Raw genomic sequence first — 26,035 nt, forward strand, 5'->3', positions numbered from 1 at the left:
CCGTGGAGAATTCACCCAGTTCACCGGGAACCTGCGTTCGCGGTAGAAGCCCCCTTGCATCCGGCTGGCGCTCTGTTACGTTAGCTTGCAATTGCGGAGGGATGCCATGGACAGACGCAGCTTCCTCGAGTCCTGCAGCGCCAGTGCGGCGTGTCTCTCCGCCGCCGTCGCCGTGTCAGGCGCCTCCTGGGCGTCCAATGCACGTCCCAAGGAGTACGCGCGCGCCGTCCTGGTGGACGAGCGCGGCGACCCGCTGAAGGCCGCGGCGCTCCAGCCGCAGGCGAACTACGTCTTCAACTATCCCTTCGAGGCCACGCCCGTGTTCCTGCTGGACCTGGGCAAGCCGGTGGCGCCGAACACGTTGACGACGGAGGACCGGCAGGCCTACGTGTGGCCGGGCGGGGTCGGGAGCCGGCGCAGCATCGTCGCGTACTGCGCGATCTGCGCGCACGAACTGGTGTATCCGACGCGCGAGGTGAGCTTCATCAGCTTCCGCAAGACGCGCGCACAACGCGGAGTACAGGACGGCCTGATCCACTGCTGCGCGGAACACAGCCAGTACGACCCGGCCCGCGGCGCCGAAGTGCTCGCCGGGCCGGCCCGCCAGCCCTTGTGCGCGGTGCTGCTGGAGTACGACCCCGCGACCGACGGGCTCGCCGCGCACGGCACGCTCGGGGGCGAGCTCTTCGACCGCTTCTTCGAGAAGTACGCCCTGAAACTGAGCCTCGACGTCGGTCCCAACGCGCACCGGCCGGTGGCCAGACAGGCCGTGGTCCGGACACTGGAGCGGTACTCCAGGAACCCGATCCAGTGCTAGTGGTTCACCCGGCCCGCGCGTCAGCGCGCGGAGTCGTCGCCTGATGCGGAGCGAGCAGCGGGCGACTCAGAGCTTCGCGAGGCGATCGAGCGCGCTGCGCAGCGTCTCGTCCTTCTTGGCGAAGCAGAAGCGCACGACGCGCTGGTCGAAGCCGCTGCCGTAGAACGCGGACAGCGGAATCGCCGCAACCCCGATCTCCCGGGTGAGCCACTGGCAGAACTCGGCTTCCTGCAGGTCGCTGACCTGCGAGATGTCCACGCACTGGAAGTAGGTGCCTTCGCTGGGCAGCAGCTTGAAGCGCGTTTGCGCGAGTCCGGCCCGGAAGAGGTCGCGCTTGCGCTGGTAGAAGGCCGGCAGCTCCAGGTAGGGCCGGGGCGAGGCCATGTAGCTCGCGAGTCCGTACTGCATGGGCGTGTTCACGGTGAACACGTTGAACTGGTGCACCTTGCGGAATTCCGCCGTGAGCGCCGCCGGCGCGGCGACGTAGCCGACCTTCCAGCCCGTCACGTGGCAGGTCTTGCCGAAGCTCGAGACGATCAGTGCGCGCGCGGCCAGGCCGGGAAACGAAGCAGCGCTCTGGTGCCTCTGCCCGTCGAACACCATGTGCTCGTAGACCTCGTCGCTGACGACGAACACGTCGGTGGGCGCGAGCAGGTCCTGCAGTTGCAGCATCTCGTCGCGCGTCCAGACCGTGCCGCTCGGGTTGTGCGGTGAATTGATGATGATCGCCCGCGTGCGGGGCGTCAGTGCCGCGGCGATGCGCGCGAAGTCCGGGCGGAAGCTGCCCGGCGTGAGCGGGACGCGCACCACCGTGCCGCCGGCGAGCTCGATGTTCGGGACGTAGCTGTCGTAGCACGGCTCCAGCACGATCGCCTCGTCGCCCGGCTTCACCAGTGCGAGCACGGCGGTGATGATGGCCTGCGTCGCACCCGCCGTGACGGTGACCTCCGCGGCCGGGTCGTACCTGCGGCCGTAGAGGGCTTCCACCTTGGCGGAGATGGCCTCGCGCAGCGGTGCGACGCCGGTCATGGGCGGGTACTGGTTGAAGCCCTTGCGCATGGCTTCGGTGACCGCGTCCACCAGCTTCGGGTCGCAGTCGAAGTCCGGGAAGCCCTGTCCCAGGTTGACAGCGCCGGTCTCGGCCGCCAGCGACGACATGACGGTGAAGATGTTCGTCCCCATCGCGGGGAACTTGCTGATGATTGGCGGCGTGCGGGCGGCGGTCGTCATAGTTCGTAGTCGGTTCCTTGCCCGGCCATCGCCTTCGCGATCAGGTTGCGGTCGAGGCGGTCGGACAGCAGTTCGGCAAAACGATAGACGAAGTTGCGCAGGTAAGCGCCCCGCTTGAACGCCACGCGCGCCAGGTTCTGGCCGAACAGGTGGCCGAGCGGACGCACGGCCAGGTCCGAGTTGCCGTTGCCTGCGTCGTCGCGCACGGCCATCTCCGCGACGATGCCGATGCCGAGGCCCAGGCGCACGTAGGTCTTGATCACGTCGGAATCGATGGCCTCCAGCGCGATTCGCGGCTTCAGCTTCTTCTGCGCGAAGGCGGCGTCGATGCGCGTGCGGCCCGTGAACGAGGGGTGATAGGTGACGAGGGACTCGCCGGCGATGTCCTCCAGGGTGATGCGGTCCTTGGTGGCCAGCGGGTGGGCCAGGGGCATCACCAGCACATGCTGCCATTCGTAGCACGGCAGCGTGACCAGCTCGGGGTAATCCGAGAGCGACTCGGTGGCGATGCCGATCTCGGCCACTTCGTCCAGCACCATGCGGGCGACCTGGTCGGGCGATCCCTGGTGCAGGCTCACGCTGACCTTCGGATACGCCTCGCGCAGTTTCGCCACCGGAATGGGCAGCACGTAGCGCGCCTGCGTATGCGTGGTGGCGATGGAGAGGGTGCCGCTGTCCTGCGCGCTGAACTGTTCGCCGATGCGCTTGAGGTTGCCCACCTCGCGCATGATCAGCTCGATGCTCTTGAGGACGTGTTGTCCCGGCTCCGTCACCCGCTTCAGCCGCTTGCCATGCCGGGCGAAGATCTCGACGCCCAGCTCCTCCTCGAGCTCGATGATGGCCTTGGAGACGCCGGGTTGCGACGTGTGCAGCGCCTTGGCTGCTTCCGTGAGGTTGAGGTTGCGCCGCACCGCTTCCTGGACGAAGCGAAACTGATGCAGATTCATACCGAATTTCTTCTAAGGGAGAAATTCATTATGCCTGCGCTTTACTCCAGCGCGATGTGCGCAATGAGGTCCAGCACCCGTGCATCCTCCCCGACGGGCTTCTGCAAAACGAACTCCACGGCCGGATGCGCGGCGCGCAGGCTGTCGACGATCGCGGGCAGGTCCTCGCGCGCGTGCCGGCCGGTGCCGAGGAACATCGGGACGATCGTGACCTGGGTGGCCCCGCCGCCGACCACGTCCGCGGTCGCTTCGGGCAGGCCCGGGGATTCGAGCTCCAGGTAGGCGCAGCGCACGGGCGTGCCCGGACGCAGCGTGCGCAGGCGCGCGGCGACGGTTTCCATCGGCAGCCGCCAGAGCGGGTCGCGCGAGCCGTGGCCGAACAGGACGATGGCACGCGCGCTCGTCATCGCCGCAGCACGAGCCAGCCGAACGCGCCCAGCGAGAGCACGGTGTACAGGAAGCCCGGCGCGCCGGCGGCCACCCAGGGCCGCCAGTTCTGCAGGTTGCCGATGTAGCCGAACACGTTGTTCAGGAGGAAGAAGCTGATCCCGATCAGCACGCCGCCGAACACGTAGCTGGTGATGCCGCCGGAGCGGAAGTGCAGGTACGCGAAGGGCAGGGCCAGCACCACCATCACCAGGCAGGACAGCGGATAGAACACCTTGCGCCAGAACTCGATCTCGTAGCGCTGCGAGGTCTGGGCGTTGGCGGCGAGATGCTGGATGTACTGGAACAGCGCGATGGTGCTCATGCGGTCCGGTTTGAGCAGGGCCACCGAAACCATTTCCTGGGTGATGTCAGTGGGCCAGCGCAGCGTCGGCATGCGCTGCCGCTCCACGTGGGTGGCACCCTTGTCGTCCTGGAATTCGGTGCGCTGCACGTCGCGCAGGATCCAGGCGCCGTCGGTGAAGCTGGCCTTGGGCGCCTGGGTGATGGACACGAGGAAGCCGCGCGAATCGGCCTCGAAGATGCGCACGCGTTCCATCTCCCCCTCCGGCGTGAGCCGGTACACGTTCACGTTGTACGAGGAGTAGCGCTGGCGCTCCTTCAGCCAGGCTCCGGTGGTGCCGACGGACACCCCGCCGTTCATGCGGGCCTTGAGCAGCTGCGCCGTGCGGTCACTGAGGGGCGCCAGGTAGTCGCCCGTCGCGAACGTCAGCACGGTGAAGGCCAGACCGAGCAGCAGCAGCGTGCGCAAGGCGCGCCACGGCCCCAGCCCGCTGGTACGAAGAATGGTGTACTCGGAGCTCTGGGCGAAGCGCGCCATCACGAAGATGGTGCCGATCAGCACCGCGATCGGCAGCAGTTCGTACAGGTGCGCCGGCATGCCCAGCGTGACGTACACCAGCGCCTGCGTGAGCTGGTAGGGCTGCACCCCGCGGCCCACGCTGCCCAGCTCGTCGACGAAATCGAAGAAGAAGAAGAGGGCGAGGAAGCCGAGGCAGACGAAGGCCACGGCCTGCACGACCTCGACGTAGATCAGGCGCCGGATCGTCTTCACGCGCGCTCCCTGCGCAGGCGCAGCAGCAGCGGCCTGAAGCCCCAGTTGTTGTGCTGCTTCGCGAGCCACAGGGACGTGAGGCAGAAGGTGCCTCCGTGGACCGCGAGCAGGAAGCTGAGGAAGGGGATGCGCTGGTTGCTGATCCAGTTCTGTCCCAGGTTCAGCAGGTTGTAGTACACGACGAACGCGAACAGCGCGAACACCAGGTTGCCGCTGCGGCCCACGCGCGGGTTCACGCTGGAGACCGTCACCGCCAGCAGCACGAAGTTCACGCCGGCGAGCGCCACGCCCAGGCGCCACGCGAGCTCGCCGAGGTTCACGGGGGTGGGGTTCGTCATGAGCGACACGGTGGTGCGCGCCTTCGCGGGCGTGTTCTCACCGGGGATCAGGCTGTTGTTGGTCACGCGGGTGCCATGCACCTCGAACTCGCTGATGCGCAGGCCCTCGCCCTTGAGCGAGTTCTCCAGCCGCTGGCCGTCGGAAAGCAGCAGGAACTGGTCGTCGCCGATGGTCTCCACGTGCCCGCTGCGCGCCGACGTGACGGTCTCCTTGTCCCGCTCGACCGACGAGATGAAGATGTTCTTGCCCGACTTGTTGTCCGGCGTGTCCTTGTCCAGGAAGAACACCCGACGGCCATTGGCGGACTCCTGGAACTGGCCGGGAGCGACGCGCTCCAGGTCGCCGCGGCGGCCATAGCGGTCCTTCAGTTCCTGCGTCTGCTGGTTCGCCCAAGGCCAGATCACCAGCCCGAGCAGCGCGGTGACCATCAGGATGGGCCACGCAAAACTGAAGAGGGGGCGCACGAGCGAGGCCAGGCCGCGGCCGGCGCTGAACCAGATCACCATCTCGCTGTCCCGGTACATGCGCGAGAGCGTGCCCACGATGGCGATGAAGAGCGACAGCGTGAGCACGGTGGGCAGGTAGCCCAGGACCGTGTAGCCCATGACCATCATCACTTCCTCGGGATTGACGCTGCCGCGCGAGGCCAGGCTCAACGTGCGGATCAGGGTCATGGTCACGATGATGGTGACCAGCACCACGAGCGACGCGCCGAAACTGCGGGCCAGCTCCTTGCGAACGGTTGAATGGAATAACATCTGCGGCTTGCGGCGCGTGCCGCGGCGTGAACAACAAGGATTATGGACTTCGAACTCAAGACCCTCGACCTGGCAGGTGCGTCCAGCGAGAAGACCGACGTGCTGCTGGTCCTGGTTCCCGAGGGCTTCCAGGCGGGCAAGGACCCGGTCTCGCGCCTGGCTGCCGCGGCCCTGCAAGCCAAGGATCTCGAACCGAAACCGGGCAAGCTGCTGCACGCCTACCGGCCCGAGGGCATTGCTGCGTCGCGCGTGATCTTCGCGGGCGCCGGCGACGGATCGGGCCGCCGCGTCCATGCCGCGGTGCAGGCCGCGACCAGCGCGCTGCGCTCGTCGACGGCGAAGAAGCTCACCATCGTCCTGCCGCCGGAGAGTGGTGACGACGCCGTGCGCGCTGCGGTCTGCGGGACGGCCGAGAGCAGCTATGTCTATGTGGCCACGAAGTCCAAGCCCGAGGCACGCGAGCTGAAGAAGGTCGTCGTCGGAGTGGCCGACGCGGGCGCGCGCAAGCAGGCCTTCGCGCGGGCCAAGGCCGCGGCGATCGGGATCGAATTCGCCCGCGAACTGGGCAACCTGCCGCCGAACTACGCCACGCCCACGCGGCTCGGCGAAGAGGCGACCAAGCTCGCCAAGTCGCACGGCCTGCAGGTCGAGGTGTTCGGCCCCAAGGAGGTCGCGCGCATCGGCATGGGCGCGTTCCTGGGCGTCGCCAAGGGTTCGGCGGAGCCGCTGCGCTTCATCACGCTGCGCTACGAAGGCGCCGGCAAGGGCCAGGCACCGGTCGTGCTGGTGGGCAAGGGCATCACCTTCGACACCGGCGGCATCTCCATCAAGCCTTCGGCGGAGATGGACGAGATGAAATACGACATGGGAGGCGCCGCCAGCGTGCTGGGGACCTTCCGCGCCCTGGCGGAACTCAAGCCCCGGATCAACGTGATCGGGCTGATCCCCAGCTGCGAGAACATGCCCGATGGCGCCTCGTACAAGCCCGGCGACATCCTCACCAGCCTGAGTGGGCAGACCATCGAGGTGCTGAACACCGACGCCGAGGGCCGCCTGATCCTGTGCGACGCCCTCACGTACGCGGAACGCTTCAAGCCCCGCGCCGTGATCGACATCGCGACGCTGACGGGCGCCTGTGTCGTCGCCCTGGGCGGCGTACGCAGCGGGCTCTTCGCGACCGACGACGAACTCGCGCAGCAACTGATGGCCGCCGGCGACGCCGCGCTGGATCCCTGCTGGCGCCTGCCGCTGGACGACGAGTACGCCGAGGGCCTGAAGACCAATTTCGCGGACGTGGCGAACGTCGCCGGGCGCGCGGCCGGTGCCGTGGTCGCGGCCAAGTTCCTCCATCGCTTCACCCAGAACTATCCCTGGGCCCACCTGGACATCGCCGGCACTGCCTGGAAGGGCGGGGCAGCGAAGGGCTCGACCGGCCGGCCCGTGGGCCTGCTGCTCGAATACCTGATGGCACAGGAAGGCGCCGGGTCCGGCGCTGCAGCGAAGGCCGCGCCCGCCGGCAAGACCAAGCCGAAATCCGCCAAGGGCCGGTCGCGCGCCGCCGCCTGACCGCTCGCGATGACGGAGGTCGCGTTCCACTTCAACGTCCCGGACAAGCTGGGATACGCATGCCGCCTGCTGCGCAAGGCGACGGGCTCGGGGGCGCGGGTCGTTGTGACCGGGGACGCCGCGCTGCTGCGCAGCCTGGACGTGGAGCTGTGGAGCTTTTCGCCCCTGGAGTTCATCCCGCATTGCCACGCGGCATCGGCGGAGGCGCCGGTGCTCGCCGCGTCGCCGGTCATCCTTGCCGACTCCCCGCGCGGAACGCCGCACCATGAGGTGCTGGTGAACGTGGGCGGCCCGGTGCCCGACGGATTCGAGCGCTTCGAGCGGCTGATCGAACTCGTCTCGGTGGACGACGGTGACCGGCAGCAGGCACGCGCGCGCTGGAAGCATTACGCCGACCGCGGCTACGCGATCCGCCGCCACGACCTCGCAGGGGAGGCCGCCTGATGGCCAATCGACCGCCGCCACGCTTCGTGCCCACGCTGACCGAAGTGGTGCACTCCGGACCGGCGCCGCTCACGGGCAGCACGGCCGCCAGCCTGTCCCAGGAGCAACTCGCGCAGCGCGTCTTGCAGCGCGTGGACCTGGTGCTCGATCGCAGGGTGCGCGAAGAGATCGCCACCGTCGTCCTGGAGCAGACCAGCGCGATCGTCCCCTTGCTGCGGGAGCGCATCGAGACCGTGGTGCGGGAAGTCGTCGCCGAGGCTGTCGCCGAGGAGATCCAGGCGCGTCAACGCGCCGGCGCCGGCGGCGTTTGAGCAGCAACGGCGCGCGTGATTGCGAGTCGTTGCGCGGCTCCGCGATTCGCTCGCGACCTAGACCTTTCCCTATGGATCGGGCCCGGAAATTGCGATAGCCTCGCGCCCGTTGAGTAAGTAAACGGACCTCAACCCCATCCAACCCGGAGGTTTCCCCTATGCAATTCAAACTGAAATTGACGGCCGCCATGGCGATCGCCGCGGTGTGCGGCCTGTCCGCTGCCCAGGACATGGTCGTCAAGATCGGACACGTCGCCCCGCTCTCGGGCCCGCAGGCCCACTACGGCAAGGACAACGAGAACGGCGTCCGCATGGCCATCGAGGACCTCAACGCGCAGGGCGTCACCATCGGCGGCAAGAAGGCCAAGTTCGAGATCGAGGCCGAAGACGACGCCGCCGATCCGAAGCAGGGCACGGCCGCTGCCCAGAAACTGTGCGACGCCAAGGTCGCCGGCGTGGTGGGCCACCTGAACTCCGGGACCACGATCCCCGCCTCCAAGGTCTACCACGACTGCGGCATCCCGCACGTCACCGGCGCGGCCACCAACCCCGCGCTGACCAAGCCCGCCTACGACACCACGTACCGGATCATCGCCAACGACAACGCGCTCGGCTCCGCCCTGGCGCTGTACGCCGCCGACCAGCTGCACCTGAAGAAGGTCGCCATCATCGACGACCGCACCGCCTACGGGCAGGGCGTCGCCGAGGTGTTCGCGAAGACGGCCAAGTCGAAGGGCATGCAGGTCGTCGACGAGCAGTTCACGAACGACAAGGCAACGGACTTCATGGCGATCCTGACCGCCATCAAGGCCAAGAATCCCGACGCCATCTTCTACGGCGGCATGGACCCGCAAGCCGGCCCGATGCTGCGCCAGATGGAGCAGCTGGGCATGGACAAGGTGAAGTACTTCGGCGGCGACGGCATCTGCACGGCTGAAATCGCGAAGCTGTCCGCCGGCGCCAAGACGCTGTCGAACGTGATCTGCGCCGAAGGCGGCGCGGCCATCGCGAAGATGCCTGGCGGCACCGCGTGGAAGGCCAAGTACGACGCCAAGTACCCCGGCCAGTTCCAGGTGTACAGCCCGTACACCTATGACGCGACCTTCGTGCTGGTGGACGCGATGAAGCGCGCCGGTTCGACCGACCCGAAGAAGTACATCCCCTTCCTGAAGAAGACCAACTACAAGGGCGTGACCTCCGTCATCCAGTTCGAGCCGAACGGCGAACTGAAGAACGCAGCGACGACGCTCTACCACTACGTCGACGGCAAGAAGACGCCGCTCTGAAGCAGCTGATCCGGGGTAACTCCCTGTTTCGCGAAGGCCGCCCCCGGGCGGCCTTTTCGTTTCCGCGTTATTGATGCGCGTGCGTCGCATGCGCGCCTCGGGCCTGTAGTCTCGCTGGACGTTTTCTTGTCGGCGCGGTCCTACAACCCGCGCCAGCACTGGCTTTCCGCGCGATTGAGTTTCCTGTCGCGTTGAAAGCTTGTTGGGAACTCAGTACCCTCCAAGGCGCTGTTGGCGTGCCAACAGATGCTTACCTATGGGGGATCACATGGAAGTTCTGGCGAAGCTGCCTGCCGCTGAGCATCGAGACGGGGATTTGAAGTTGGTGCTGAAGGCCTTGTCGGCCTTCCGTCGCGGCGAGCAAGGGGTGACGCTGCCCACCGAATGGGATGGGCTGTACGGAAAGATCGCGACCGAGTTCAACGAACTCTCGTCGCAGGCCGCGCGCACGACCAACAAGCTCAAGGCCGTCATCGCGGCCCCGCAGAACGGCGCCCGCGCAGGGCGGCGGGTGTCGGACGACAAGCTCACGGGCTTCTGGCAGGACAACGTCGCCGCCATGAACCTGGCACTCGACGAGGTGGAATTCGCGCACGAACGCACCAAGACGCTGCTGGGCGCGCTGACGGACCTCAAGAAGGGCAATGTGCGCGCGGAGCTTCCCCATGACTGGAACGGCCCGTTCGGCAAGGTAGCGGATGCCTTCAACGACGTTGTCGCGCAAAACGTGCGCATGTCGCAGGAACTCGCGCGGCTGTCGCGCGTGGTCGGCAAGGAGGGCAAGCTCAAGGAGCGGGCCTCGATGCCGAGCAGCGACGGCTTCTGGCGCGACTCGGCAGAGTCGATCAACTCCCTCATCTCCGACCTCGTGCACCCGACCTCCGAAGTGGCACGGGTGATCGGCGCGGTTGCACAGGGCGACCTCTCCAAGTCGATGGCACTGGAGGCGGACGGTCGCGCGCTGGAGGGCGAATTCCTGCGCACGGCCATGACCATCAACAAGATGGTGCAGCAGCTGGGCACCTTCTCCGCCGAAGTGACGCGGGTGGCGCGCGAGGTGGGCACCGAGGGCAAGCTGGGTGGCCAGGCGGAAGTGCAGGGCGTGGCGGGTACCTGGAAGGACCTGACCGACTCCGTGAACTCCATGGCCGGCAACCTCACGGCGCAGGTGCGGAACATCGCGGAAGTGACCAAGGCCGTGGCGGCCGGTGACCTGTCCAAGAAGATCACCGTGGACGTGAAGGGTGAGATCCTGGAGCTGAAGAACACCATCAACACGATGGTGGACCAGCTGCGTTCGTTCGCCTCCGAAGTGACGCGGGTGGCCCGGGAAGTGGGTACCGAAGGCAAGCTGGGCGGCCAGGCCGACGTGCAGGGCGTGGCAGGTACCTGGAAGGACCTGACCGAGTCGGTGAACTTCATGGCCGGCAACCTCACCTCGCAGGTGCGGAACATCGCCGACGTGACGAAGGCCGTGGCCGCCGGTGACCTCTCCAAGAAGATCACCGTGGACGTGAAGGGTGAGATTCTCGAACTGAAGAACACCATCAACACGATGGTGGACCAGCTGCGGTCCTTCGCTTCGGAAGTGACGCGGGTGGCCCGGGAAGTGGGTACCGAAGGCAAGCTGGGCGGCCAAGCCGACGTGCAAGGCGTGGCCGGCACGTGGAAGGACCTGACGGACTCGGTGAACTCGATGGCCGGCAACCTCACGGCGCAGGTGCGGAACATCGCCGACGTGACGAAGGCCGTGGCGGCCGGTGACCTGTCCAAGAAGATCACCGTGGACGTGAAGGGCGAGATCCTGGAGCTGAAGAACACCATCAACACGATGGTGGACCAGCTGCGTTCCTTCGCCTCGGAAGTGACGCGGGTGGCCCGTGAAGTGGGTACCGAAGGCAAGCTGGGCGGCCAGGCCGACGTGCAGGGCGTAGCCGGCACGTGGAAGGACCTGACCGACTCCGTGAACTCGATGGCCGGCAACCTCACGGCGCAGGTGCGGAACATCGCCGAAGTGACGACCGCCGTGGCGGCCGGTGACCTCTCCAAGAAGATCACCGTGGACGTGAAGGGCGAGATCCTGGAGCTGAAGAACACCATCAACACGATGGTGGACCAGCTCTCCTCGTTCGCTTCGGAAGTGACGCGCGTGGCCCGTGAAGTGGGTACCGAGGGCAAGCTGGGCGGACAGGCGGACGTGCAGGGCGTGGCGGGTACCTGGAAGGACCTGACCGAGTCGGTGAACTTCATGGCCGGCAACCTGACGTCGCAGGTGCGAAACATCGCCGATGTGACGAAGGCCGTGGCGGCCGGTGACCTGTCCAAGAAGATCACCGTGGACGTGAAGGGCGAAATCCTGGAGCTGAAGAACACCATCAACACGATGGTGGACCAGCTCTCCTCGTTCGCTTCGGAAGTGACGCGGGTGGCCCGGGAAGTGGGCACCGAGGGCAAGCTGGGTGGCCAGGCCGACGTGCAGGGCGTGGCCGGTACCTGGAAGGACCTGACCGACTCAGTGAACTCCATGGCCGGCAACCTCACGGCGCAGGTACGGAACATCGCCGACGTGACCAAGGCCGTGGCGGCCGGTGACCTGTCCAAGAAGATCACCGTGGACGTGAAGGGCGAGATTCTCGAACTGAAGAACACCATCAACACGATGGTGGACCAGTTGCGCTCCTTCGCCTCGGAAGTGACGCGGGTGGCGCGTGAAGTGGGTACCGAGGGCAAGCTGGGTGGCCAGGCCGACGTGCAGGGCGTGGCCGGCACCTGGAAGGACCTCACGGACAACGTGAACTTCATGGCCGGCAACCTGACCTCTCAGGTGCGGAACATCGCCGACGTGACCAAGGCCGTGGCGGCGGGTGACCTGTCCAAGAAGATCACCGTGGACGTGAAGGGTGAGATCCTGGAGCTGAAGAACACCATCAACACGATGGTGGACCAGCTGCGTTCGTTCGCCTCCGAAGTGACGCGGGTGGCGCGCGAAGTGGGTACCGAAGGCAAGCTGGGCGGCCAGGCCGACGTGCAGGGCGTGGCAGGTACCTGGAAGGACCTGACCGACTCCGTGAACTCGATGGCCGGCAACCTCACGGCGCAGGTGCGGAACATCGCGGAAGTGACGACCGCCGTGGCGGCCGGTGACCTGTCCAAGAAGATCACCGTGGACGTGAAGGGCGAAATCCTGGAGCTGAAGAACACCATCAACACGATGGTGGACCAGCTCCGATCCTTTGCTTCCGAAGTGACTCGCGTGGCGCGCGAAGTGGGTACCGAGGGCAAGCTGGGCGGCCAGGCCTACGTGCAGGGCGTGGCCGGCACCTGGAAGGACCTCACCGACAACGTGAACTTCATGGCCGGCAACCTCACCTCCCAGGTGCGGAACATTGCCGACGTGACCAAGGCCGTGGCCGCGGGTGACCTCTCGAAGAAGATCACCGTGGACGTGAAGGGCGAGATCCTGGAGCTGAAGAACACCATCAACACGATGGTGGACCAGCTCTCCTCGTTCGCTTCGGAAGTGACGCGGGTGGCGCGGGAAGTGGGTACCGAGGGCAAGCTGGGCGGCCAGGCCTACGTGCAGGGCGTGGCCGGCACCTGGAAGGACCTCACGGACAACGTGAACTTCATGGCCGGCAACCTCACCTCGCAGGTGCGCGGTATCGCCAAGGTGGTGACCGCGGTGGCCAACGGCGACCTCGAACAGAAGCTGACCGTGGAAGCCAAGGGCGAGATCGCCTCGCTGGCGGACACGATCAACTCCATGACCGACACGCTCGCGACCTTCGCCGACCAGGTGACCACCGTGGCGCGGGAGGTGGGGGTCGAAGGCAAGCTGGGCGGCCAGGCCAAGGTGCCGGGCGCGGCGGGAACGTGGAAGGGCCTCACGGAAAACGTGAACCAGCTCGCCGCCAACCTCACCACGCAGGTGCGAGCGATCGCCGAAGTGGCAACGGCCGTGACCCAGGGTGACCTGACGCGCTCCATCACGGTGGAAGCGCAGGGCGAAGTGGCCGCACTGAAGGACACCATCAACGAGATGATCCGCAACCTGCGCGACACGACGCAGGTGAACACCGAGCAGGACTGGCTGAAGACCAACCTCGCCAAGTTCTCGCGGATGCTGCAAGGCCAGCGCGACCTGGTCGCCGTGGGCCACCTGATCCTGTCCGAGCTCGCGCCGGTGGTGGGAGCGCAGCAGGCCGAGTTCTACGTGCTGCGCTACACCCAGGAGCAGCCCAAGCTGCGCCTGATGGCCTCGTATGCCTCGGACGGCCATGGCGCCTACGGCAAGGAGGTCGACCTGGGCCAGGGCCTGGTCGGGCAGGCGGCGTTCGACAAGAAGAAGATCATGCTCACGTCGTCCTTCCCGGAGACGTTGCGCATCGTCTCCGGCCTGACGGAGACGGCACCGCTGAACGTGCTGGTGCTGCCCATCATCTTCGAAGGCCAGGTGCGGGGCGTGATCGAGCTCGCCTCGGTCGAACGCTTCAACCCGACCCACCAGGCCTTCCTCGACCAGCTGACGGAATCCATCGGCATCGTGATCAACACGATCGAGGCCAACATGCGGACGGAAGACCTGCTGGCGCAGTCGCAGTCGCTGGCGCAGGAGCTGCAGTCCCGCCAGGAAGAACTGCAGCAGACCAACGAGGAACTGCAGGAAAAGGCGCGGCTGCTGGCCCACCAGAACCAGGAAGTGGAGCGCAAGAACCAGGAAGTGGAGCAGGCGCGCCAGGCCCTGGAGGAAAAGGCCAAGCAGCTCGCGCTGACCTCCAAGTACAAGTCGGAGTTCCTGGCCAACATGTCGCACGAGCTGCGCACGCCGCTGAACTCGCTGCTGATCCTGTCCGACCAGCTGTGCAAGAACCCGGAAGGCAACCTCACGCCCAAGCAGGTGGAGTTCGCCAAGACGATCCACTCGTCCGGAAACGACCTGCTGATGCTGATCAACGACATCCTGGACCTGTCCAAGATCGAGTCCGGCACGGTGGTCGTCGACGTCAACGAGCTGCGGCTGTCGGACCTGCAGCTGTATGTGGAACGCACGTTCCGGCACGTGGCCGAAGCGAAGAACGTGGACTTCGGCGTGCGCAGCGGCCTCAACCTGCCGGCCTCCATGGTCACGGACGCCAAGCGCCTGCAGCAGATCCTCAAGAACCTGTTGTCGAACGCGTTCAAGTTCACGCACCAGGGCCACGTCACCTTGCAGATCGAGGAGGTCTTCGCCGGCTGGAGCGCCGACAACGAGGACCTCAACCGGGCGCAGCAGGTGATCGCGTTCTCGGTGTCGGACACCGGCATCGGCATCTCGCCGGACAAGCAGCAGATCATCTTCGAGGCCTTCCAGCAGGCCGACGGCTCCACCAGCCGCAAGTACGGCGGCACGGGCCTGGGCCTCGCGATCAGCCGCGAGCTGTCCAAGCTGCTGGGGGGTGAGATCCGCCTGGTGTCCGCGCCGGGGCAGGGCTCGACCTTCACCCTGTACCTGCCGCTGGTCTACATGGCGACACGCAATGCGCGCCGCATCACCAGCGACTTCCGCTCCGACACGACCATCGCGCCGGTGCCCAAGCGGATGGCGCCGCCGCAACCCGCGTCGGCCGAGACCCAGGTGGCCGAGCGGCCGGCGCAGACCGCGCTGGCCACCAGCGAAGACACCGAAGATGTGCTGGCCGCGGACAACGTGGCGAACGACGACCGCGACAGCATCCACCAGGGAGATGCGGTGCTGCTGATCGTGGAGAACGACCTGGCGTTCGCCCGCTTCCTGCTCGATGCCGCGCGCGCCAAGGGCTTCAAGGGCCTGGTCACCACGGTCGGCGCCGGCGCGCTGACGCTCGCGAGCCAGCACAAGCCTTCGGCCGTGACGCTCGACATGCACCTGCCCGACATGGCGGGCTGGCGCATCCTGGACCGCATCAAGCACGACCTGGCGCTGCGCCATGTGCCGGTGTGCGTCATCTCGACGGACGACAGCAAGGACCGCGCGTTCAAGTCGGGCGCGCTGGCCTTCCTGGAGAAACCCATCCGCTCGAAGGAAGTGCTGGACGGCATGCTCGAGAAGCTGCACAACTACGTGACGCGCAGCGAGAAGAGCCTGCTGGTTGCGCTGGACGACCAGGTGGTGCGCAACGAGCTGCTGGCGCAGATCGAGGGCGAACAGGTGGACGTGACGGTGGTCGCCTCGGCAGCCCAGCTGCAGCAGGCGCTCGACGACGGCCGCTTCGACGCGATCGTGCTGGAGGACGGCTTCGGCGGAATCGATCCGCGCCAGTACCGGCGTGCGCTGGCCGGGCAGGCGAGCATCGGGCCGGTCCCGCTGATCCTCTACCGCGGCGAGCACGGCGCCCGCCATGCCTGGCATTCGGACGAAAGCGTCACAGTGCAGGAAGTGCACGGGGGCGCCCGGCTGTTCGATGCCGCGCTGCTGGCCCTGCACAAGAGCCTGGCGCGCCTGCCGGAAGCCAAGCGCGACGTGATCGACATGGTCTACGAATCGGCCAAGCCGCTTGCAGGCAAGCGCGTGCTGATCGTGGACGACGACATGCGCAACATCTTCGCGCTGGCGACCGTTTTGGAAGAGCACGGCATGGACATCGTCTGGGCCGACAACGGGCGCGAGGCGATCAACCGCGTGGCGAACGACCCCGGCATCCAGGTGGTCCTGATGGACATCATGATGCCGGAGATGGACGGCATGGCCACCATGAAGGAGATCCGCAAGCTGCCGCAGGGCAGGAATCTGCCTATGATCGCCGTCACGGCCAAGGCCATGAAGGGGGACCGCGAGAAGTGCATCGAGGCCGGCGCCTGGGACTACCTGGCCAAGCCGGTGAACACGCCGGACCTCCTCGCAGTGCTGCGGGCCTGGCTGCAGCAATAGTTGGACCTGGGGACGGATCGCGGGGCAGCCTGCACCGTCCCCGACTGAGCAAGGATATCTGGTGACCAGTACTGCGGCTCCGCAGGAATCGGGAGACAAGGTCAACATCCTGGTGGTGGACGACTTGCCGGAAAAGCACGTCGTGTTCCGGACCATCCTCGACGAGCTTGGGCAGAACATCGTCAGTGCCCGGTCCGGGCAGGAGGCGCTGAAGTACATCCTCGAGATGGAGTTCGCGGTGATCCTGCTGGACGTCAACATGCCCGACATCGACGGGCTGGAGACCGCGAGCCTGATCCGGAACTACAAGAAATCGGCGCAGACGCCGATCGTCTTCATCACCGCCTATGTCGACGAGTTGCAGGCGCGCCGCGGCTACGCGCTGGGCGCCGTCGACTACATCCCGTCGCCGGTGGTGCCGGAGGTGCTGCGCTCCAAGGTGCGGGTGTTCGTCGAGCTGTTCCGCATGAACCGCCAGCTGCAGAAGCAGGCGGCGCAACGCGAGGAACTCGCGCGATCGGAAGCGGCACGCGCCGCGGCCGAGGAGGCGATCCAGCGCGCGGACTTCCTGGCCGAGGCGAGCCGCACGCTCTCGCGGTCGCTGAACCTGGACGACACGACTGCGGCCGTCCTGGATCTCTGCGTGCCCGTGCTCGCCGAGCGGGCGATCCTGGGCATTCCGGACAAGGAAGGCGGCGTCCGCCGCCTCGACATGCATCCGGCGCCGAGCGTGGACGACGCGGAGGCGTTCACGCCGGAGCTTCGGGCGGCCGCGGACCAGGTGATCCGCACGCGCCAGTTCTACCTGTGGCGCCGCGACGAGCGCGCCGCGGCGATCTTCCCGCTGACGGCGGGGGACGAGATCCGGGGCGCGCTGGCGCTGCTGGGGCCGGCGGCGCAGTTCGATTCGGCGCGCATCGCGCTGATGCGGGAATTCGCCAGCCGCGCGTCCATCGCGATGGAGAACGCACGCCTGTACTCCGCCGTGCAGGAAGCGGACCGCCGCAAGAACGAGTTCCTGGCGATGCTCGCGCACGAACTGCGCAACCCGCTCGCGCCGATCCGCAATGCCGTGCACATCCTTGCCAGCGCGCAGGAGCTGCCGCCCAAGCTCGCCTGGGCGCGCGACGTCATCGGTCGGCAGGCCGACCACATGGCCCGGCTGATCGACGACCTGCTGGACGTGTCGCGCATCGTGCAAGGCAAGGTGGCCGTCAAGCTGGAGAAGCTGCAGCTCGCGTCGCTCATCGAGCGTTCCGTCGAGGCGAGCTCGCCGCGCCTCGGGGCCCGCGAACAGGTGCTGGACGTGGTCCTGCCCAAGCAGAGCATCGAGCTCGAGGGCGATTCGGTGCGGCTGTCCCAGGTGCTCTCCAACCTGATCAACAACGCCAGCAAGTTCTCGCCGCCGCGCAGCCGCATCCGGCTGGAAGCGAGCTACGAGGAAGGCGAACTGCGCCTGTCGGTCAAGGACGAAGGCGCGGGCATCGCGGCGGAATTCCTCCCCCACATGTTCGACCTGTTCGCCCAGGCCGACCAGTCCCTGGACCGTTCGCAAGGTGGCCTGGGCATCGGCCTGACGCTGGTGAAGCATCTCGTCGAACTCCACGGTGGCCGCGTGTGGGCCGCCAGCGAGGGGCTGGGCAAGGGCGCTGAAGTCAGCATCGCGCTGCCGGCGCAGGTGGGCGGCGAGGCCGAGCCCGCCTTGCCGGGGGTGCTGCACCAACCGGTGGACGTGCCCAGCGGCGGGTCGCGCATCCTTGTCGTCGACGACCTGCAGGCCTCCGCGGAAACGCTCAGCACGCTGCTGCAGATGGAAGGCTTCCAGGTTCGGGTGGCGCACGACGGCCAGGAGGCATTGAGCATCGCGCGGGAGTTCCAGCCGAACGTGGTCCTGCTGGACATCGGCCTGCCGGGCATGAACGGGTTCGAAGTGGCCTACGGCCTGCGCAAGCAGCCCGAGTCGCGCGACGCCTTGCTGATCGCGTTGACCGGGTACGGTGAAGCGGAGAGCCGCAGCCGCTCGGCCCAGGCCGGGTTCGACTTCCACATGGTCAAGCCGGCCGACGTGAACCTGCTGCTGTCCATGTTGGCAAATCCTCAGGAAGCGCGGAAGGCCGTCGCAAGCGCGTAAGCTACAATCTCGGGCTCGCCGGAGGGGTGGATGAGCGGTTTAAGTCGCACGCCTGGAAAGCGTGTGTGGGTTAATAGCCCACCGCGGGTTCGAATCCCGCCCCCTCCGCCAGGACAGACAGGGCCCGCATCGCGGGCCTTGTGCATTTGGGGCCGTGCCTTTTCGCGTGGCTCGCCTTCAAACATCCCACGACGCCCGACTTCGCCGACGCCGGTTTCCCTTGGCGGTCTGACTACACACGAACTACACTTCGGAGTGTAGTCAGGAGGCCGCCATGCAGGAGTTCGTCGCATACCGTCGGGTGACCGCGTCCGAGCAGGGACGGGCCGGGCTCGACCTCGAGGCGCAGGCCGCGGCCATCCTGCGATTCGTGCAATCGCGGCACGGGGTGCTGCTGCAGGACTTCGTGGAGCATGAGGCCGGCAAGGGCAGCGACGGCATGGACCGCCGGCCGCAGTTGCGCGAAGCGATCGCGACCGCGCGCAGGCGCGCTGCGGTCCTGGTCGTCTCCCGGCTGGACCGCCTCTCGCGCAACGCGGCGCTCATCGCCGACCTGATCGCCTCGGGCGTGGCTTTCGTCGCGGCCGACACGCCGGAGGCGGACGCGGCGATGCTGCACGCTTATGCAGCGGTCGCGCAGCGGGAACGCGAGCACGCGGCCGGCAGGATCTCCGCCGCGCTGCAGGCAAAGAAGAGGGCGGCCCTCGCCCGCGGCTTGCCCAATCCGCTCGGCAACTCCCGCACCCTCCAGCCGGGCAACAGCGGCCGCAGCGAATCAGCGCAGGCCTTCGCGGCGCGCCTGGCGCCCATCCTCGAGGCGTACCGTGCCGCGGGCCTCACCCAGCGGCGGATGGTGGAAGCCCTGAATCACGACGGCATTCCCACCGCGGCCGGCGGGACGTGGTCGCTCCTGCAAGTCCAGCGCGTGCTCGCGCGCCTGGCCGGCCCACACCAACGCTGAGTCGCCGCGGGACGCGACGCCATCGGCCGCTCGACAGTGTGTCGGGGCAGCCACACGACGACAGCCTGACTAAGACTGTCTAATCAACATCAGACAGTCAATTAGACACATAGACATCGACGCATAGACAGTCGCTGCGCCGCGCGTAGACTGCTTAGGACTGTCTCCATCATTCTTTTGTCTGTCCAGACCCTGTAAAATCAACGGCGTAGACGTGTCTAGGGGTTTTCCTGTGTGACATTGTCTAGGCAGACTACGCAACTTTACTTGACGGTCTAATTGCTCAGTTATACAGTCGGCCTGAACAGTCCACAGATGAGGCGCTCTTGCTCACCAGCAAAGAGATTCTGGAGAGAACAGGCATCTCGCGTGCCACTCTCAACAACTACATTGCCAGCGGTTTGGTGCCGCGGCCCCAGGTGTTGCCGCCGGGGCCGGAGCATGGCGCAGCGCCTCGCATCGGTTACTTCCCGGACGACACGGTGGCGCGCGTCCAGGAGATCCAGCGGCTGAAAGGCCAGGGCTGGAGCATCGCGCGGATCTCGGAGCACCTGGCTGCTCATCCCCCCGGCCAGGCGCCCGGTGCGCAGCCCGCGGGTGCGGCGCCTGCGCCCGTGACCGCCGTGGCCACGGCCGTCGTCGCGGCGACGCGGCCCGAGAACGGTCGCGACGCGACGCTTTCCCTGACGGTGCGTGCAGGCCAGGTCGGTCACGCGGCCTACCTGCTGAACGACGCATTCCGCATCACCTGGGCGAACGAGCAGACCCGCTCGGACGCCTTGTCGCCGCTGGCCAGCCGCGCCGGCGTGCAGGGCACCAGCATCTTCAGCCAGTTGCTCTCGGTGGACCCCGCCAAGGGGGGCGACGCGATCCTGCGCTTTCACCTCCAGGTTGCGCAGGCGCGCGGCGCCACCACCGGGGCCTTGTTCCGCGACCTGCCGCCGGACGAGGCCGCCCGCCTGCAGCGGATGTTCGACGAGCCACGGCGCGGCGAATCGGGCCTCCTGATGCAAGCCGGCATCCCCGCCGGTGCCGGGCTGCCGGCGCGCATCGTGTATGCCGTGCAGTTCCGCGAGGGCGTCCTGATCGCCTATGCGAAGCAGGACGAACTCGGCTCCGTGGCGGTGCCGGTGCCGGCGCAACGTCCCGCGGCGGCGCCGGCCGTGACCCCCGTGGCCGTGCTGGTGAGCACGCTGCAGGACGCCAGCGGCCTCTGGGTGCGGCTGACCGCACAGGAATATTTCGAACTGCTCAACGAGATCTGGGCCGAACTCGATCGCGTCTTCCGTCGCCATGGCGGGCGCGCCGGGCCCCAGGGCGGCGAGGTGCTCGTCTGCTACTTCGTGCCGCAGCAGGACAGCAGCCATCTCTGGAACGCGCTGGCCGCCGCGCAGCAGACGCGCGAACTGATGCGCGAGATCTCGCAGCGCTGGCAGGCGCGCAAGGGCTGGGACGTCGAGCTCGCGATGAACATCGGCATCGACGAAGGACAAGAGTGGATGGGCGTCGTGGGAGCGACGGGGGAGGGGGCTCTCCGCGTGGTCGGCGATACGGCCGACCACGCGGAGCAGCTTTCCCGCGTGAGCCGCATGGGCGCCATCCTGGTGACCCGCAGCCTGCTGGGCAAGTTGCCGAACGAGCAACGCCAGCGCCTGCGCTTCGGCGTCCCGCGCCTGGACGGCACGCGCGCCGAGCCACCGCTTCTCTCCACGTTTGCACGACTCGCCGACATCGCCGCCCCCGAGGCCGTGCCGGCCCGGGTGGCGGGCCTTGCAGCCGCCGAACTCTTCGACTTGCTTCCCCCCAACAACAGCAACCCTCGCCCCCAAGAAGGCTGATTCGGAAAGGATTCCCCATGCGCTGGTTCAAGACCAAAGACCTGAGGAGCAGCATTTACGCCCTGTTCAGCGTCAGCGCGAGCTCGTCGCGGATCGACGACGCAGCCACCATGGACCACATCCGCGAAGCGATGCTGGAGATGACCGGCGACGACCCCCGCGAGCGCACCGCGGGCCTCGCGCGGCGGATCCGCTATGCGACCGACCTGCAGGCCCTGTGGTTCATGCGCGGCGAGCTGATGCAGCTGCTGGCGCGCAACGAGGGCGAACTGGCGGCCCGGGAGAAGGTGGACGAACTCACGTCCCTCTTCACCGACCTGCTGCCCAGGGGGCTGCGTTCGCGCCCGAGCCCGCTGGATACTTCCTACCGCAACTCGCGCCCGCCCTCCGACGACTACCGCGCGTCCCGCCCCCACTCGGACGACACCTGAGGCGCCGCGGCCCCGGACGGGGCTGCCGCCGCAACGGCGCCCGCCCGGCCGGTGGCGATCATCTTCATCGCGGAGGCGATCAGGCCGGACACCTCGGTCATGTTGGCGGGAATCACCAGCGTGGTGTTTGCGTCCTCCGCGACTTTTCCAAACGCATCCACGGCCCGCTCGGCCACCTTCAGCTGCACCGCCTGCTCGCCGCCCGGCTGCCGGATCGCGTCGGCCACCTTGCGGATCGCGTCCGCCGTCGCGTCGGCCACCGCCACGATCGCCGCCGCCTCACCCTGCGCCTTGTTGATCTCTGCCTGCTTCGCGCCTTCGGAACGGGCGATGAAGGCTTCCCGCTCGCCGGTCGCGATGTTGATCTGCTCCTGGCGCCGGCCCTCGGAGGCGGCGATCAGCGCGCGCTTCTCCCGTTCCGCCGTGATCTGCGCCTGCATGGCATGCAGGATCTCCTTGGGCGGCGTGAGGTCCTTGATCTCGTAGCGCAGGACCTTCACGCCCCAGTTGAGGGCAGCTTCGTCGATCGCCTGCACGACCTGCGCGTTGATGATGTCGCGCTCCTCGAAGGTCTTGTCCAGTTCCAGCTTGCCGATCACGCTGCGCAGCGAGGTCTGCGCGAGCTGCGTGACCGCCATGATGTAGTTGGAGGAGCCGTAGCTCGCCCGCGTCGGGTCCGTCACCTGGAAATAGAGGATGCCGTCCACCTGCAGTTGCGTGTTGTCGCGCGTGATGCAGACCTGGCTGGGGACGTCCAGCGGGATCTCCTTCAGACTGTGCTTGTAGGCGACGTTGTCCACGAAGGGGACGAGCAGGTTCAGGCCCGGGGTCAGCGTGGCGTGGTACTTGCCCAGGCGCTCCACCACCCAGGCGCTCTGTTGCGGGACGACCTTGATGGACCGCACCACGAAGATGACGGCGATCACGAACAGGATGACGGCGACTTCCATTTCTTCTTCTCCTCAGATTTTTTCGACGATCAGCCGGCTGCCATCCACGCGGCGGACGCGGTGCGCACCGGTGCCCTGCGGAACCCCGCCGGCCGGGACGGCGGTCCACACCGTGCCGCGGTAGCGGACGATGGAGGTGTTGTCGGGGGTCCAGGCATCCACGTGCACCGCCTCGCCGGCGTCGAAATCGATGTTGGTGCTGGTGCCGGGCGTCGCGGCGAAGTGCCGCCGGCGCACGGTGTGCCAGGCAGCCACCGCGCCGCCGCCCACGAAGGCCGCGATCACGAGTTGCACCGGGGTGGAGCCCCCGGCATGGGCAGCGATCGCGCCGGCCGCCATGCCGATGCCGAGCATCAGGAGGTAGAACGTGCCCGTCAGCAGTTCGACAGCCACGGCCGCGCCGGCCAGCAGCCACCACAGAGTCGAGTCGGCCATAAGTCCCCTTTCGCCGGATTGTGGGCGATTTCCCCGGGCGTGCAACTTTCCGGTGCCACGGATTTCATACACTTCGCCGCTCGTTCGCCTTTTTGCCCCTGGACCGCCCGCATGAAATTCCGTTTCCCCATCGTCATCATCGACGAAGACTACCGCTCGGAGAACACCTCGGGCCTGGGCATCCGTGCCCTGGCCGAGGCGATCGTGGCCGAGGGGTTCGAGGTCCTGGGCGTCACCAGTTATGGCGACCTGTCCCAGTTCGCGCAGCAACAGAGCCGCGCCAGTGCGTTCATCCTGTCGATCGACGACGAGGAGTTCACGCCCGGGCCCGATCTCGACCCGGCGGTGCTGAACCTGAGCAACTTCATCTCCGAAGTGCGCCGCAAGAACCCGGACGTGCCGATCTACGTGTATGGCGAGACCAAGACCTCGCAGCACCTGCCCAACGCGATCCTGCGCGAGTTGCACGGCTTCATCCACATGTACGAGGACACGCCGGAATTCATGGCGCGCCACATCATCCGGGAAGCCAAGTCGTACCTGGAAGGCATCCAGCCGCCGTTCTTCAAGGCCCTGCTCGATTACGCGGAGGATGGCTCGTACTCCTGGCACTGTCCCGGGCACTCGGGCGGCGTCGCCTTCCTCAAGAGCCCGGTGGGCCAGATGTTCCACCAGTTCTTCGGCGAGAACATGCTGCGCGCGGACGTCTGCAATGCGGTCGACGAGCTGGGTCAATTGCTGGACCACACCGGCCCCATCGCGGCGAGCGAGCGCAACGCGGCCCGGATCTTCAACGCCGACCACTGCTTCTTCGTCACCAACGGCACCAGCACCTCCAACAAGATGGTGTGGTCGCACGAGGTCGCGCCCGGCGACGTGGTGGTGGTGGACCGCAACTGCCACAAGTCGATCCTGCACTCGATCATCATGACCGGGGCCATCCCCGTGTTCCTGAAGCCGACCCGCAACCACTTCGGCATCATCGGGCCCATCCCGCAAAGCGAGTTCAGCCCGGAGGCGATCAAGGCGAAGATCAAGGCCCACCCCTTGCTGCAGGGTGTGGATCCCGAAACGGTCAAGCCGCGCATCCTGACGCTCACGCAGTCCACGTACGACGGTGTCCTGTACAACACGGAAACCATCAAGGGCCTGCTCGATGGCTACGTCGAGGCGCTGCACTTCGACGAGGCCTGGATCCCGCACGCCTGCTTCCACCCGTTCTACGGCACCTTCCACGCCATGGGCAAGAAGCGCCCGCGGCCACAGACGTCGCTGGTCTATTCGACCCAGTCCATCCACAAGCTGCTGGCCGGCATCAGCCAGGCCAGCCACGTGCTGGTGCAGGACGCCGTCGACAACAAGCTGGACCGCCACCTGTTCAACGAGGCGTACCTGATGCACACGTCGACCAGTCCGCAGTACGCGATCATCGCGAGCTGCGACGTGGCCGCCGCGATGATGGAGCCGCCCGGCGGCACCGCCCTGGTGGAGGAGTCCATCCTGGAAGCCCTGGACTTCCGCCGCGCCATGCGCAAGGTGGACCAGGAGTACGGCAAGGACTGGTGGTTCAAGGTCTGGGGCCCGGACAAGCTGGCGGAAGAGGGCATCGGGCGCGCCGACGACTGGATCATCAAGGGGGAGGCGCGCACCGCCAAGTGGCACGGCTTCGGCAACCTGGCCGAGGGGTTCAACATGCTGGACCCCATCAAGTGCACGGTGGTCACGCCGGGCCTGGACCTGAACGGCAAGTTCGCCAAGACGGGCATCCCGGCCGCGATCGTCACCAAGTTCCTGGCGGAGCACGGCGTGATCGTGGAGAAGACCGGCCTCTACAGCTTCTTCATCCTGTTCACGATCGGCATCACCAAGGGCCGCTGGAACACGCTGCTGTCGGCGCTGCAGCAGTTCAAGGACGACTACGCCAAGAACCAGCCGATGTGGCGCATCCTCCCGGAGTTCTGCCAGCAGTACCCGCGCTACGAGCGCATGGGCCTGGCGGACCTGTGCCAGTACGTCCACGAGCTGTACGCCAAGTACGACATCGCCAAGTTGTCCACGGACATCTACCTGAGCGACCTGCAGCCGGCCATGCGGCCCAGCGACGCCTTCGCCCATATCGCCCATCGCAAGACGGACCGGGTGGAGATCGACGAGCTGGAGGGGCGCATCACGACCGCGCTGATCACGCCTTACCCGCCGGGCATCCCGCTGCTGATCCCGGGCGAGGTGTTCAACAAGCGCATCGTGGAGTACCTGAAGTTCGCCCGTGCCTTCAACGAGGAGTGCCCCGGCTTCGAGACCGACATCCACGGCCTGGTGGCGGAAGCCGGACCGGACGGCAAGCTGCGCTACTTCGCGGACTGCGTTGCCCAGTGAAAAGCGGCCCGCGGGCCGCTTTTTCAGGGGCGGGCCCGGCTCACTCGTCGACGGCGATGGCCGTGTGGCTGAAGCCGCCGTCCACGTACGTGATTTCCGAGGTGACGCCGCCGGCCAGGTCGCTCAGGAGGAAGGCGGCGACGTTGCCGACGTCGTCGATGGTCACGTTGCGGCGGATCGGCGCGATGTCCGCCACCACCTTCAGCAGCTTGCCGAAGTCCTTGATCCCGCTGGCCGCCAGCGTCTTGATCGGGCCGGCGCTGATGCCGTTGACGCGGATGCCCTTCGGTCCCAGCGAGCCTGCGAGGTAGCGCACGGACGCCTCCAGCGACGCCTTCGCCAGGCCCATGGTGTTGTAGTTCGGGACGATGCGCACGGACCCGAGGTACGTCAGCGTGAGCAGCGCCGACTGCGCATTGAGGTAGGGCAGGGCCGCCTTGGCCAGCGCCGGAAAGCTGTAGGCGCTGATGTCATGCGCCACCTTGAAGGCCTCGCGCGACAGGCCGTCGAGGAAATCGCCGGCGATCGCCTCGCGCGGCGCGAAGCCGATGCTGTGCACGAAGCCGTCGAACTTCGGCCAGGTGGCCGACAGGTCCTGGAACAACTTCGCGATCTGGGCGTCGTCGCCGACGTCGCAGTCGAACACGAGCTTCGAGCCGAATTCGGCCGCGAATTCGGTGATGCGGTCCTTGAAGCGCTCACCGACGTAGCTGAAGGCCAGCTCGGCCCCCTGCGCGTGGCAGGCGCGCGCGATGCCGTAGGCGATGGAGCGGTTGGACAACACGCCCGTGATCAAGAATTTCTTGCCAGCCAGGAAGCCCATGGATC

General features: G+C 67.0%; 19 protein-coding genes and 1 tRNA gene. 12 read left to right on the forward strand and 8 right to left on the reverse strand.

Annotation, left to right across the window (positions count from 1 at the left end; translation table 11 throughout):
• The first annotated feature begins 106 nt into the window (after positions 1 to 106).
• Positions 107 to 817: a Rieske (2Fe-2S) protein gene (locus JJB11_RS16505; RefSeq protein WP_201173717.1), complete on the forward strand. Its 711-nt coding sequence runs from the start codon at positions 107 to 109 to the stop codon at positions 815 to 817.
• A gap of 66 nt (positions 818 to 883) precedes the next feature.
• On the opposite strand, the gene JJB11_RS16510 is transcribed toward JJB11_RS16505, so the two are convergent.
• From JJB11_RS16510 to lptF, 5 genes are read right to left on the reverse strand one after another with little or no spacing between them, the layout of a single operon-like run.
• Complete coding sequence (locus JJB11_RS16510; protein ID WP_201173719.1) at positions 884 to 2,047, reverse strand: pyridoxal phosphate-dependent aminotransferase; 1,164 nt, start codon at positions 2,045 to 2,047, stop codon at positions 884 to 886.
• Positions 2,044 to 2,994 carry a CysB family HTH-type transcriptional regulator gene (locus JJB11_RS16515; RefSeq protein WP_201173721.1) on the reverse strand — a complete coding sequence of 317 codons (951 nt, stop codon included), beginning with the start codon at positions 2,992 to 2,994 and terminating at the stop codon, positions 2,044 to 2,046. The genes JJB11_RS16510 and JJB11_RS16515 overlap by 4 nt, the downstream gene beginning before the upstream one ends.
• Before the next feature lie 41 nt (positions 2,995 to 3,035).
• Entirely contained in the window at positions 3,036 to 3,401 is a 366-nt protein-coding gene (locus tag JJB11_RS16520; RefSeq protein WP_201173723.1) for a sirohydrochlorin chelatase, read from the reverse strand.
• On the reverse strand, positions 3,398 to 4,495 hold the full coding sequence (gene lptG / locus JJB11_RS16525) for an LPS export ABC transporter permease LptG (RefSeq protein WP_201173726.1): 1,098 nt from the start codon (positions 4,493 to 4,495) through the stop codon (positions 3,398 to 3,400). The genes JJB11_RS16520 and lptG overlap by 4 nt, the downstream gene beginning before the upstream one ends.
• Positions 4,492 to 5,592 carry an LPS export ABC transporter permease LptF gene (gene lptF, locus JJB11_RS16530; RefSeq protein WP_201173729.1) on the reverse strand — a complete coding sequence of 367 codons (1,101 nt, stop codon included), beginning with the start codon at positions 5,590 to 5,592 and terminating at the stop codon, positions 4,492 to 4,494. Before lptF ends, lptG begins: the two co-directional genes overlap by 4 nt.
• Before the next feature lie 42 nt (positions 5,593 to 5,634).
• Here lptF and JJB11_RS16535 point away from each other — a divergent pair, with 42 nt between their 5' ends.
• The 10 genes from JJB11_RS16535 to JJB11_RS16580 all read left to right on the forward strand — a co-directional run bounded on the left by JJB11_RS16535 (position 5,635) and on the right by JJB11_RS16580 (position 21,446).
• Entirely contained in the window at positions 5,635 to 7,158 is a 1,524-nt protein-coding gene (locus JJB11_RS16535; RefSeq protein WP_201173732.1) for a leucyl aminopeptidase, read from the forward strand.
• 9 nt (positions 7,159 to 7,167) lie between these two features.
• The gene (locus tag JJB11_RS16540) at positions 7,168 to 7,602 is read left to right on the forward strand and encodes a DNA polymerase III subunit chi (RefSeq protein WP_201173735.1); all 435 of its coding nucleotides are present in this window, start codon (positions 7,168 to 7,170) and stop codon (positions 7,600 to 7,602) included.
• Positions 7,602 to 7,913, forward strand: coding sequence for a hypothetical protein (locus tag JJB11_RS16545; RefSeq protein ID WP_201173737.1), 312 nt, complete (start codon positions 7,602 to 7,604; stop codon positions 7,911 to 7,913). The genes JJB11_RS16540 and JJB11_RS16545 overlap by 1 nt, the downstream gene beginning before the upstream one ends.
• 158 nt (positions 7,914 to 8,071) lie before the next feature.
• Entirely contained in the window at positions 8,072 to 9,199 is a 1,128-nt protein-coding gene (locus tag JJB11_RS16550) for a branched-chain amino acid ABC transporter substrate-binding protein (protein WP_201173740.1), read from the forward strand.
• A gap of 559 nt (positions 9,200 to 9,758) precedes the next feature.
• Positions 9,759 to 16,085: a HAMP domain-containing protein gene (locus JJB11_RS16555; RefSeq protein WP_201174300.1), complete on the forward strand. Its 6,327-nt coding sequence runs from the start codon at positions 9,759 to 9,761 to the stop codon at positions 16,083 to 16,085.
• A 61-nt stretch (positions 16,086 to 16,146) separates the two neighbouring features.
• Entirely contained in the window at positions 16,147 to 18,216 is a 2,070-nt protein-coding gene (locus JJB11_RS16560; RefSeq protein WP_201173744.1) for a response regulator, read from the forward strand.
• A gap of 20 nt (positions 18,217 to 18,236) precedes the next feature.
• Positions 18,237 to 18,327, forward strand: a tRNA-Ser gene (locus tag JJB11_RS16565).
• A gap of 163 nt (positions 18,328 to 18,490) precedes the next feature.
• On the forward strand, positions 18,491 to 19,177 hold the full coding sequence (locus JJB11_RS16570) for a recombinase family protein (RefSeq protein ID WP_201173747.1): 687 nt from the start codon (positions 18,491 to 18,493) through the stop codon (positions 19,175 to 19,177).
• A gap of 326 nt (positions 19,178 to 19,503) precedes the next feature.
• The gene (locus tag JJB11_RS16575; protein ID WP_201173750.1) at positions 19,504 to 21,015 is read left to right on the forward strand and encodes an adenylate/guanylate cyclase domain-containing protein; all 1,512 of its coding nucleotides are present in this window, start codon (positions 19,504 to 19,506) and stop codon (positions 21,013 to 21,015) included.
• Positions 21,016 to 21,032: 17 nt separating this feature from the next.
• The gene (locus JJB11_RS16580; RefSeq protein WP_201173753.1) at positions 21,033 to 21,446 is read left to right on the forward strand and encodes a hypothetical protein; all 414 of its coding nucleotides are present in this window, start codon (positions 21,033 to 21,035) and stop codon (positions 21,444 to 21,446) included.
• Here JJB11_RS16580 and JJB11_RS16585 read toward each other — a convergent pair.
• The gene (locus JJB11_RS16585; protein ID WP_201173755.1) at positions 21,410 to 22,396 is read right to left on the reverse strand and encodes an SPFH domain-containing protein; all 987 of its coding nucleotides are present in this window, start codon (positions 22,394 to 22,396) and stop codon (positions 21,410 to 21,412) included. The genes JJB11_RS16580 and JJB11_RS16585 overlap by 37 nt on opposite strands.
• Before the next feature lie 12 nt (positions 22,397 to 22,408).
• Positions 22,409 to 22,831 (reverse strand): NfeD family protein, encoded by a 423-nt coding sequence (locus tag JJB11_RS16590; RefSeq protein WP_201173757.1) that lies wholly within the window; start codon positions 22,829 to 22,831, stop codon positions 22,409 to 22,411.
• A gap of 111 nt (positions 22,832 to 22,942) precedes the next feature.
• On the opposite strand from JJB11_RS16590, the gene JJB11_RS16595 reads away from it, so the two are divergent.
• Entirely contained in the window at positions 22,943 to 25,207 is a 2,265-nt protein-coding gene (locus JJB11_RS16595) for an arginine/lysine/ornithine decarboxylase (protein ID WP_201173759.1), read from the forward strand.
• Between the two features lie 40 nt (positions 25,208 to 25,247).
• Here the strand turns inward: JJB11_RS16595 and fabI are convergent, their stop codons facing one another.
• The gene (gene fabI, locus JJB11_RS16600) at positions 25,248 to 26,030 is read right to left on the reverse strand and encodes an enoyl-ACP reductase FabI (protein WP_201173760.1); all 783 of its coding nucleotides are present in this window, start codon (positions 26,028 to 26,030) and stop codon (positions 25,248 to 25,250) included.
• Positions 26,031 to 26,035: the final 5 nt, after the last annotated feature.

The sequence above is a fragment of the Ramlibacter ginsenosidimutans genome, from assembly GCF_016654015.1.
Lineage (GTDB): Bacteria > Pseudomonadota > Gammaproteobacteria > Burkholderiales > Burkholderiaceae_C > Ramlibacter > Ramlibacter ginsenosidimutans.

What these genes read in the sequence shown, in the direction of transcription:
- JJB11_RS16505 (WP_201173717.1), top strand. Translation starts at nt 107, where the DNA reads ATGGACAGACGCAGCTTCCTCGAGTCCTGCAGCGCCAGTGCGGCGTGT.
- JJB11_RS16510 (WP_201173719.1), bottom strand. Translation starts at nt 2,047, where the DNA reads ATGACGACCGCCGCCCGCACGCCGCCAATCATCAGCAAGTTCCCCGCG.
- JJB11_RS16515 (WP_201173721.1), bottom strand. Translation starts at nt 2,994, where the DNA reads ATGAATCTGCATCAGTTTCGCTTCGTCCAGGAAGCGGTGCGGCGCAAC.
- JJB11_RS16520 (WP_201173723.1), bottom strand. Translation starts at nt 3,401, where the DNA reads ATGACGAGCGCGCGTGCCATCGTCCTGTTCGGCCACGGCTCGCGCGAC.
- lptF (WP_201173729.1), bottom strand. Translation starts at nt 5,592, where the DNA reads ATGTTATTCCATTCAACCGTTCGCAAGGAGCTGGCCCGCAGTTTCGGC.
- JJB11_RS16535 (WP_201173732.1), top strand. Translation starts at nt 5,635, where the DNA reads ATGGACTTCGAACTCAAGACCCTCGACCTGGCAGGTGCGTCCAGCGAG.
- JJB11_RS16540 (WP_201173735.1), top strand. Translation starts at nt 7,168, where the DNA reads ATGACGGAGGTCGCGTTCCACTTCAACGTCCCGGACAAGCTGGGATAC.
- JJB11_RS16545 (WP_201173737.1), top strand. Translation starts at nt 7,602, where the DNA reads ATGGCCAATCGACCGCCGCCACGCTTCGTGCCCACGCTGACCGAAGTG.
- JJB11_RS16550 (WP_201173740.1), top strand. Translation starts at nt 8,072, where the DNA reads ATGCAATTCAAACTGAAATTGACGGCCGCCATGGCGATCGCCGCGGTG.
- JJB11_RS16555 (WP_201174300.1), top strand. Translation starts at nt 9,759, where the DNA reads ATGAACCTGGCACTCGACGAGGTGGAATTCGCGCACGAACGCACCAAG.
- JJB11_RS16570 (WP_201173747.1), top strand. Translation starts at nt 18,491, where the DNA reads ATGCAGGAGTTCGTCGCATACCGTCGGGTGACCGCGTCCGAGCAGGGA.
- JJB11_RS16580 (WP_201173753.1), top strand. Translation starts at nt 21,033, where the DNA reads ATGCGCTGGTTCAAGACCAAAGACCTGAGGAGCAGCATTTACGCCCTG.
- JJB11_RS16585 (WP_201173755.1), bottom strand. Translation starts at nt 22,396, where the DNA reads ATGGAAGTCGCCGTCATCCTGTTCGTGATCGCCGTCATCTTCGTGGTG.
- JJB11_RS16590 (WP_201173757.1), bottom strand. Translation starts at nt 22,831, where the DNA reads ATGGCCGACTCGACTCTGTGGTGGCTGCTGGCCGGCGCGGCCGTGGCT.
- JJB11_RS16595 (WP_201173759.1), top strand. Translation starts at nt 22,943, where the DNA reads ATGAAATTCCGTTTCCCCATCGTCATCATCGACGAAGACTACCGCTCG.
- fabI (WP_201173760.1), bottom strand. Translation starts at nt 26,030, where the DNA reads ATGGGCTTCCTGGCTGGCAAGAAATTCTTGATCACGGGCGTGTTGTCC.